General features: G+C 75.5%; 2 protein-coding genes. Both read right to left on the reverse strand.

Features of this window, described 5'->3' with window-relative positions:
* A partial coding sequence (locus tag AB0G52_RS40630; protein ID WP_361344267.1) for a beta-ketoacyl synthase N-terminal-like domain-containing protein occupies positions 1-974 on the reverse strand: 974 nt, incomplete at its 3' end.
* 143 nt (positions 975-1,117) lie between these two features.
* Positions 1,118-9,155 (reverse strand): SDR family NAD(P)-dependent oxidoreductase (locus AB0G52_RS40635; RefSeq protein WP_361344264.1); only part of this gene is annotated, 8,038 nt, incomplete at its 5' end.

The following is a 9,155-nucleotide window of genomic DNA, read 5'->3' on the forward strand; positions in this document are numbered from 1 at the left end:
GTGAGGCCGGCGTTGGCGAGGGCCTGGCGGATGACGCGTTGCTGGGCGGGGCCGCTGGGTGCGGTGAGGCCGTTGGAGGCGCCGTCCTGGTTGATGGCCGAGCCCCGCACCACCGCCAGGACGGGGTGTCCCAGCCGCTCGGCGTCCGACAGCCGCTCGACGAGGATCGTCGCGACACCCTCGGCCCAGCCGGTGCCGTCGGCGGCCTCCGCGTACGCCTTGCAGCGGCCGTCCGGGGACAGCCCGCGCTGCCGGGAGAACTCCACGAAGACGCCCGGGGTGGCCATGACGGCGGCACCCCCCGCCAGCGCCATGTCGATCTCGCCGCCGCGCAGTGCCTGGATCGCCAGGTGCAGCGCGACCAGCGAGGAGGAGCAGGCCGTGTCGAGCGTGACGGCGGGCCCTTCGAGGCCCAGCGTGTAGGAGATGCGGCCCGAGGCGACCGCGCCCGCCGTACCGGTGCTGAGGTAGCCCTCGACCTCCGGCGGCGCGTTCTCCATGTCCGTGGCGTAGTCGTGGTACATCACCCCCGTGTAGACCCCCACGCGCCGGCCGCGCAGCTTCGTCGGGTCGAGACCCGCGCGCTCGAAGGTCTCCCAGGAGGTTTCGAGGAGCAGCCGCTGCTGGGGGTTCATCGCCAGCGCCTCACGCTGGTTGACGCCGAAGAACGCGGCGTCGAACCCGTCGGCGTCGTGCAGGAAGCCGCCCTCGCCCACGTAGGACGTGCCGGGGCGCTCGGGGTCGGGGTCGAAGAGGCGGGTCAGGTCCCAGCCGCGGTTCTCGGGGAAGCCGGAGACCGCGTCACGGCCCTCGTCGACCAGCCGCCACAGCTCGTCCGGCGTGGTCACGCCGCCCGGCAGCCGGCACGCCATACCGACGATCGCGATCGGCTCGGAGCGGGCGGCCTCGATCTCGTGCAGCCGCTGGTTGGCCTGCTGCAGATCCACGAGAGCCCGCTTGAGGTACTCCCGCATTTTCCGCTCACCGGCGGAACCGGCGGCGTGCGAGGTGGTGGTGGTCGTGGACGGTGAACTGGGTGTGGCCGTGGGTTCGTTGGGCATGGCCCGGTCGGTCCCTTCGGGGCTCGTCGGTGGATGGACTGGCTGCGGCGATGTCGTCAGGACAGACCCAGTTCGCCGTCCATGAGCTGGAAGATCTCTTCGTCGGTGGCCGTGTCGAGGTCGAGGGCCTCCCCGCTCCCGGTGCCGAAGGACGCCGTGGTGAGCGGGGTCGCGCCGAGCCGGGCCGCCAGGTCGAGCAGCCGGGTCCCGAGCAGGGCCCGCACCGTGTCGTCCGGCTCGGACAGCGCGTCCAGGGCGCGTTCCAGGGCGTCGACTCCGGCGGTCAGGGCCGACGTGTCCGCCGCGCCCCCGGTGAGACCGAGTTCCTCGATGAGCCGTTCGGCGAGCTCCACCGGCGTCGGGTGGTCGAAGATCAGCGTCGCGGGCAGCCGTACGCCGGTCGCGCCGGTCAGCCGGTTGCGCAGCTCCACCGCGGCGAGCGAGTCGAAACCGGCGTCCTTGAAGGCGGCCTCGGCGCCGATCGCGCGGGCGGTGGCGTGGCCCAGCACGGCGGCCGCCTGGGTGCGCACCAATTCCACGACGTCGGCGAGACGTTCGTCCGGCGAGAGGGCGCCCAGCCGGTCGGCGAGCGAGGTCTCGGCCGCCGCCGTGGCGTTCGCGGCCCTGCGCGGGGCCCGCACCAGTCCGCGGAGCAGCACCGGCACGTCGTCGGCGGTCGTGGCCCGGCGGCGTACTCCGGCCAGGTCGAGGCGTGCCGTCACGAGTACGGCCTCGCGGGACCCGAGACCCGCATCGAGCAGGGCGAGGGCCTGCTCGGTGGGCATCGCGGTGACACCGGTCCGCCGGCCGCGCTCAAGGTCGGCGGCGCCCAGCGCGCCGGTCATGCCGCTCGCCTCCGCCCACAGGCCCCAGGCCAGTGAGACGGCGGGCGAGCCCGCGGCCCGGAAGCCCCGTGCCAGCGCCTCCAACGAGGTGTTGGCGGCGGCGTAGTTGGCCTGTCCGGGGTTGCCGAGGGTGCCGGCGGCGGAGGAGTACAGCACGAAGGCGGCCGGGTGGTGGTCCCTGGTCAGCTCGTGCAGCACACGGGCCGCGTCGGTCTTGGCGCGGAAGGTCGCGTCCAGGCGTTCCGGGGTCTGGGCGGTGAAGATTCCGTCGTCGAGGACGCCTGCGGTGTGGATGACGGCGGTGAGGGGGTGGTGCGGGTCGATGCCGGCGAGTGCGGCGGTGAGCTGGTCCGGGTCGGCGGCGTCGGCGGCGACGAGCGTGACGTGGGCGCCGAGGGCGGTGAGCTCACGGGTGAGGGTGTCGGCGCCGGGGGCGTCGGGGCCGCGGCGGCTGAGAAGCAGCAGGTGGCGGATGCCGTGGGCGGTGACGAGGTGGCGTGCGGCCAGGGCGCCGAGGGTGCCGGTGCCGCCGGTGATCAGGGCCGTACCGCGCGGGTCGAGCGGACCGGTTCCGTCGGCGGGCTCGGCGCGGACCAGCCGGGGGACGCGGATGTGGCCGTCGGTGAGGGCGAGTTGGGGTTCGCCGGTGGTGAGGGCGGCGGGGAGCAGGTGCCGGTCGTCTCCGGTGGTGTCGACGAGGACGATCCGGTCGGGGTGTTCGTTCTGGGCGGTGCGGAGCAGGCCCCAGACGGCGGCCTGGGCGGGGTCGTCGAGGGCGTCCCGGGTGAGGACGACCAGCCGGGTGCCGTCCGCCCCGTCGGCGAGGTGGGCCTGGACGGCGGTCAGGACGTCGCCGGTCAGTTCCCGGGTGTCGGCGCCGGTACGGCCGGTCAGGTCCAGTACCGGCCAGTCCGCTCCGGAGCGTTCCGCGGGCGTCGGGATCTCCTGCCACGCCACCCGGAACAACGCGTCCCGCAGGGCGCCGTCCCCGGCGTCCAGCCGCTGCGGGTCGACGGCCCGGAAGGCCAGCGACGTGACCGACGCGACCGGTGCGCCCGTGGTGTCGGCGGCGCTGACGGCCACCGTGTCGTTCCCGAGCCGCGTGATCCGCACCCGCAGGGCGGTGGCGCCCGTCGCGTGCAGGGTCACCCCGTTCCAAGCGAACGGCAGCAGTACGTGGCCGGGTTCGGTCTCGGCGACCGCGCCGAAGCTCGTGGCGTGCAGGGCCGCGTCGAGCAGTGCCGGGTGCAGTCCGTAGGAGTCCGCTCCGGTGGCGGCCGCCTCGGGCAGGGCCACCTCCGCGTACGTCTCCGCGCCGCGCCGCCACACCTTCCGCAGCCCCTGGAAGGCGGGCCCGAAGTCGTGGCCTGCGGCGGCCTGGCGCTCGTAGAAGCCGTCGACGGCGACGGGCTGCGCGCCCGGGGGCGGCCACTCGGCGAGCGGTGCGCCGGCCGGGCCGGGGCCGGGCGTGAGGTGTCCCGCGGCGTGCCGTACCCAGTCGGCGTCGGCGCCGGGGCGGGAGTGGATGCTCACCGGGCGCCGCCCGGTGCCGTGCTCGGCCGGGCCGACCTGGACGCGCACCTCGGCGCCACCGCGTTCCGGCAGCACCATCGGCTCCTGGAGCACCAGTTCCTCCAGGGTCCCGGTGCCGACCCGGTCACCCGCGTGCAGGGCGAGTTCCACGAGGCCCGTGCCCGGCACCAGGACGACCCCCGACTTGGCGTGGTCGGCGAGCCAGCCGGGCCCGCCCGCCGACAGCCGTCCGGTCGCCAGCACCCCGGCGCCGTCGGGGAGTTCGACCACCGCGCCCAGCAGCGGGTGCGCGGCCTCGGCGAGCCCGAGGGAGCCCAGGTCGGCGGCGCCGGGACCGGTCTCGGCCCAGTACCGCTCCCGCTGGAAGGCGTAGGTGGGCAGCTCCACCCGGCGGACCCCGGTCCGCGGGACGGGGGCGGCCGGTACGCCCCGGACCCACAGCCCGGCGACCGCGGTGAGGAGCGTGGCCGGCTCGGGGCGTGCGCGGCGCAGCCCGGGCAGGAAGGCCGAGCCGTCGGGTGCGCCGAGCGCGTCCACGGTCTCCCGGGCCATCGCGGTCAGCACCGCGTCCGGCCCGATCTCCAGGAAGTGGCCGGCGCCCCGCTCGCGCATCCAGCGCACCGCGTCCGCGAAGCGCACCGCCTCGCGGACGTGCCGCGTCCAGTAGTCGGGGGTGCCGAGCTCGGCGAGCCCGATCCCGGCCCCGGTCAGCGTGGACACCAGGGGGACACTGGGCTCGGCGCACGTGATCGTGGCGGCGACGGCCCGGAACTCGGCCAGCATGGGCTCCATGAGCGCCGAGTGGAACGCGTGGCTGACCCGCAGCCGCTTCGTCTTCCGTCCGCGCTCCGCGAGGGCGGCGGCGACCGTGAGGACCGCGTCCTCGTCGCCGGACACCACGAGGGCCTCGGGTCCGTTGACGGCGGCGACACCGGCCCGGCCGTCGGCCGGCAGCAGGGCACGCACCTCGTCCTCGGACGCCTGGACGGCGACCATCGCCCCGCCCTCGGGCAGCGCCTGCATCAGCCGGCCGCGCGCGGCGACCAGCCGGGCGCCGTCGGCGAGCGAGTACACGCCCGCCACGTGGGCCGCGGCCAGCTCGCCGATCGAGTGCCCGGCCACGAAGTCCGGGCGCACGCCCCACGCCTCGACCAGCCGGTACAGGGCCACCTGGAGGGCGAAGAGGGCGGACTGCGTGTACACCGTGCGGTGCAGCAGCGCGGCCGCCTCGGTGCCGTCCTCGGCGAACACCACCTCGCGCACCGGCAGCGGCACGTGCTCGGCCAGCGCCCGGTCCAGTTCCGCGCACGCCGCGTCGAACGCGGCCGCGTACTCGGGGTACGCCGCGTACAGCTCGCGGCCCATCCCGGCCCGCTGGCTGCCCTGTCCGGTGAACAGGAACGCCGTCCGGCCCGCCGCCGGGCCACCGGTCACCACGGCCCCGTCCGCCTCGCCGGTGGCCAGCGCGTCCAGCCCGGCGAGCAGTTCGGCACGATCGGCCGCCACGACGACGGCACGATGGTCGAGCGCGGCCCGCGAGGTCAGCAGGGAGTGCGCGACATCGCCGAGCGGGGCGTCGGAGAGCGGGGTGTCCGTGCGTGGGGTGTCTGTGCGGAGGGTGTCTGTGCGCGGCGCGCCGGTGTGTGGGGCGCCGGTGTGTGAAGCGTCGCCGCCTCGGAGTCCGGCGGCCAGCCGCGCCGCCTGACCGGCGAGCGCCTCGGGGGACTTCGCCGACAGGACGTACGGCAGGACGTCCGGCAGCACGGCGGACGGCTCGGCGGAGCCGACGGGAGCCTCGGCGGTGACCGTTGCCTCCGTGGGCGCGTCCGCGGGGGCCTGTTCGAGGATGACGTGGGCGTTGGTGCCGCTGACGCCGAAGGAGGAGACGGCGGCCCGGCGGGGGCGGTCGAGGTCGGGCCAGGGCCGGGCCTCGGTGAGGAGTTCGACGGCGCCGGCGCTCCAGTCGACCTTCGTCGACGGCTGGTCGACGTGCAGGGTCCTGGGCAGGACACCGTGCCGCATCGCCTGCACCACCTTGATCACGCTGGCGGCACCGGCCGCGCCCTGGGTGTGCCCGATGTTCGACTTCAAGGACCCGAGCCCCAGGGGCCGCGCGCGGTCCTTGCCGTAGGTGGCGAGCAGGGCCTGCGCCTCGATCGGGTCGCCGAGCGTGGTGCCCGTGCCGTGCGCCTCCACCAGGTCGACCTCGGACGCCGACAGGCCCGCGTCGGCGAGCGCGGCGCGGATGACGCGCTGCTGGGAGGGCCCGTTGGGCGCGGTGAGGCCGTTGGAGGCGCCGTCCTGGTTCACGGCCGAACCGCGCACCACCGCGACCACCGGATGCCCGGCCCGGCGCGCGTCGGACAGCCGCTCCACCAGCAGCAGAGCCGCGCCCTCCGCCCAGCCGGTGCCGTCGGCCGCGTCCGCGAACGCCTTGCAGCGGCCGTCGGTGGACAGCCCGCGCTGGCGGGAGAACTCCACGAACGCGTCCGGGGTCGTCATCACCGCCACACCGCCGGCCAGCGCCATCGTCGACTCGCCGCTGCGCACCGACTGCGCGGCCAGGTGCAGCGCCACCAGCGACGAGGAGCAGGCCGTGTCCACGGTCAGCGCCGGGCCCTCCAGGCCGAAGGTGTAGGAGATACGGCCGGAGGCGACGCTGCCCGAGGTGCCGGTCAGCCGGTAGCCTTCCAGCTCGCCCGCCGCGTGCTGCAACCGCAGCGTGTAGTCACGGTCGTTGACGCCGACGAACACGCCCACGTGCTCGCCGCGCAGGGCCGTCGGGTCGATCCCGGCCCGCTCGAACGTCTCCCAGGTGACCTCGAGCAGCAGCCGCTGCTGCGGGTCCATGGCGACGGCCTCGCGCGGGGAGATCCCGAAGAAGCCCGCGTCGAACCGGGTCGCCGTGTCCAGGAACGCCCCGCTCCGCGCGTACGAGGTGCCCAGGTGCTCCGGATCGGGGTCGTAGATGCCGTCGAGGTCCCAGCCGCGGTCCTCGGGGAACCCGCCGACCACGTCGACACCGTCGGCGACGACGCGCCACAGCTCGTCGGGCCCGTCGGCCCCGCCGGGGAACCGGCAGCCCATGGCGACGATGACCACGGGATCGTCGTCCGCCGCCGTGCGCCGGTGTTCCCCGGCGCCGTCGGCGACCGGCCCGGCCACCTCGCCGACCAGGTCGGCGAGGAGCTTGCGGGCCAGGTCGGCCGGGGTCGGGTAGTCGAAGACCAGCGTCGTCGGCAGGGTCAGCGCGGTGCGCTTGCCGATCCGGTTGCGCAGCTCGACGGCGGTCAGCGAGTCGAAGCCCGCGTCCTTGAACGCGCGCATCTCACCGATCGCGTCGGGCGAGCCGTGGCCGAGGACGGCCGCCGCCTCCGCCCGCACCAGATCGACCAGGGTGCGCTCCCGTTCGGCCGCCGGCAGGCTCACCAGCCGCTGCCCGAGCGAGCCCACGGCCGCGGTCTGTTCCGCGCCGCCCACGGCGGCCGCGCGCCGCAGCGGACGCACCAGCGAGCGCAGCAGCGACGGCACCGGTTCCGCAGCCGACCGGGCGCGCAGCCCGGCCAGGTCCAGGCGCGCCGCGACGAAGGCGGCGCCGTCCGCCCGGACAGCCGCGTCGAACAGCGCCATCCCGGTGCCGGCCGACAGGCCCAGCATGCCGTCCCGCCGGTGACGGCGCAGCGCGGTCTCGTCGAGGTGCGCGGTCATCCCGCTCACGTCCGACCAGTAACCCCAGGCGAGGGAGACGGCGGGGGTGCCGTGGGTGCGGAGGTGGTGGGCGTAGGCGTCGAGGGCGGCGTTGGCGGCGGCGTAGTTGGCCTGTCCGGGGTTGCCGAGGGTGCCGGCGGCGGAGGAGAAGAGGACGAAGGCGGCCGGGTGGTGGTCCCTGGTCAGCTCGTGCAGCACACGGGCCGCGTCGGTCTTGGCGCGGAAGGTCGCGTCCAGGCGTTCCGGGGTCTGGGCGGTGAAGATTCCGTCGTCGAGGACGCCTGCGGTGTGGATGACGGCGGTGAGGGGGTGGTGCGGGTGGATGGCGGCGAGTGCGGTGGTGAGCTGGTCGGGGTCGGCGGCGTCGGCGGCGACGAGGGTGACGTGGGCGCCGAGGGCGGTGAGCTCACGGGTGAGGGTGTCGGCGCCGGGGGCGTCGGGGCCGCGGCGGCTGAGAAGCAGCAGGTGGCGGATGTTGTGGTGGGTGACGAGGTGGTGTGCGGTGAGGGCGCCGAGGGTGCCGGTGCCGCCGGTGATGAGTGCGGTGCCGTTGGGGTCGAGGGGGCTGGGTGCGTCGGTGGGCTCGGCGCGGACCAGCCGGGGGACGCGGATGTGGCCGTCGGTGAGGGCGAGTTGGGGTTCGCCGGTGGTGAGGGCGGCGGGCAGGAGGTGTCGGTCGTCTTGGGTGGTGTCGACGAGGATGATCCGGTCGGGGTGTTCGTTCTGGGCGGTGCGGAGCAGGCCCCAGACGGCGGCCTGGGCGGGGTCGTGGAGGGCGTGGCGGGTGAGGACGACCAGTCGGGTGCCGTCCGCCCCGTCGGCGAGGTGGGTCTGGACGGTGGTCAGGACGTCGCCGGTCAGTTCCCGGGTGTCGGCGCCGGTACGGCCGGTCAGGTCGAGCACCGGCCAGTCCGCTCCGGTGCGTTCCGTGGGCGTCGGGATCTCCTGCCACGCCACCCGGAACAACGCGTTGCGCACCTCGTCGGCACGGGTCACCAGCTCCGAGGCGTCCACCGAACGGAACGTCAGCTCGCGCACGCACAGGACCGGAGCCCCCGACGGGTCGGCCGCGGCGATCGACACCCCGTCCGTGCCGTGCGGCGTGATCCGCACCTTGAGCCGGCGGGCACCCGAGGCGTACAGGGAGAAGCGGCGCCAGGTGTGCGGCACCAGCACCTTCCCGTCCGTCCCGGCCGCGCCCAGCGGGCCCAGCTCGGCCGCTCGCAGCACCGCCTCCAGCAGCAGCGGATGCAGACCGAAGTCCGCCCCGTCGTGCCCCGTCTCCGGCAGCACCACGTCCGCGTACACCTCCCCGCCGGACCGCCAGGCCTCCCGCAGTCCCTCGGGCAACAGGTCCGCGGCCACGGCCTCGGCACCCTCCGGACGCCGTACCGAGAAGTCGCCGACGAAAGCCGGGGGATGGGCGGAGAACCGGCCCACCGCGTGCCGGGTCCACTCCTCGGAACCGTCCGCGCACGCGTGCACGCTCACCTGCCGACTGCCGGGGGCGGCGCCTGAACCCGAGTGCGGCGCACCCACCTGCACGCGGATGGCCACCGTGCCCGAGGCGGGCAGGACCAGCGGTGCCTCGACGACGAGTTCGTCCAGCACGCCCACACCGACCTGGTCGCCGGCGTGCACGGCCATCTCGACCAGTGCGGCGGCGGGTACGGCGGCCGGGCCGCCGTCCGCGTCCGCGAGGAGCCAGCCGTGCGTCGTACGGGACAGCCGCGCGGTCGCCAGCACTCCGCCGGAACCGGGGAGTTCGGCGACGGCGCCGAGCAACGGGTGCTCGTCGGCCGCCAGCCCCAGCGCCCCGGCGTCGGTGCTGCCGCTCGGACCCTCCAGCCAGTAGCGCTGGTGTTGGAAGGGGTAGGTGGGGAGGTCGGTGTGGTGGCTGGGGGTGGGTGTGGGGGTGTGGGGGGTGGTGGTGTGTCGGGTGTGGAGGGTGGCGAGTGAGGTGAGGAAGCGGGTGGGGGTGTCGTCGTCTCGGCGGAGGGTGCCGGTG

Origin of the sequence: Streptomyces sp. NPDC021562, from assembly GCF_040640875.1 — a bacterium.
Lineage (GTDB): Bacteria > Actinomycetota > Actinomycetes > Streptomycetales > Streptomycetaceae > Streptomyces.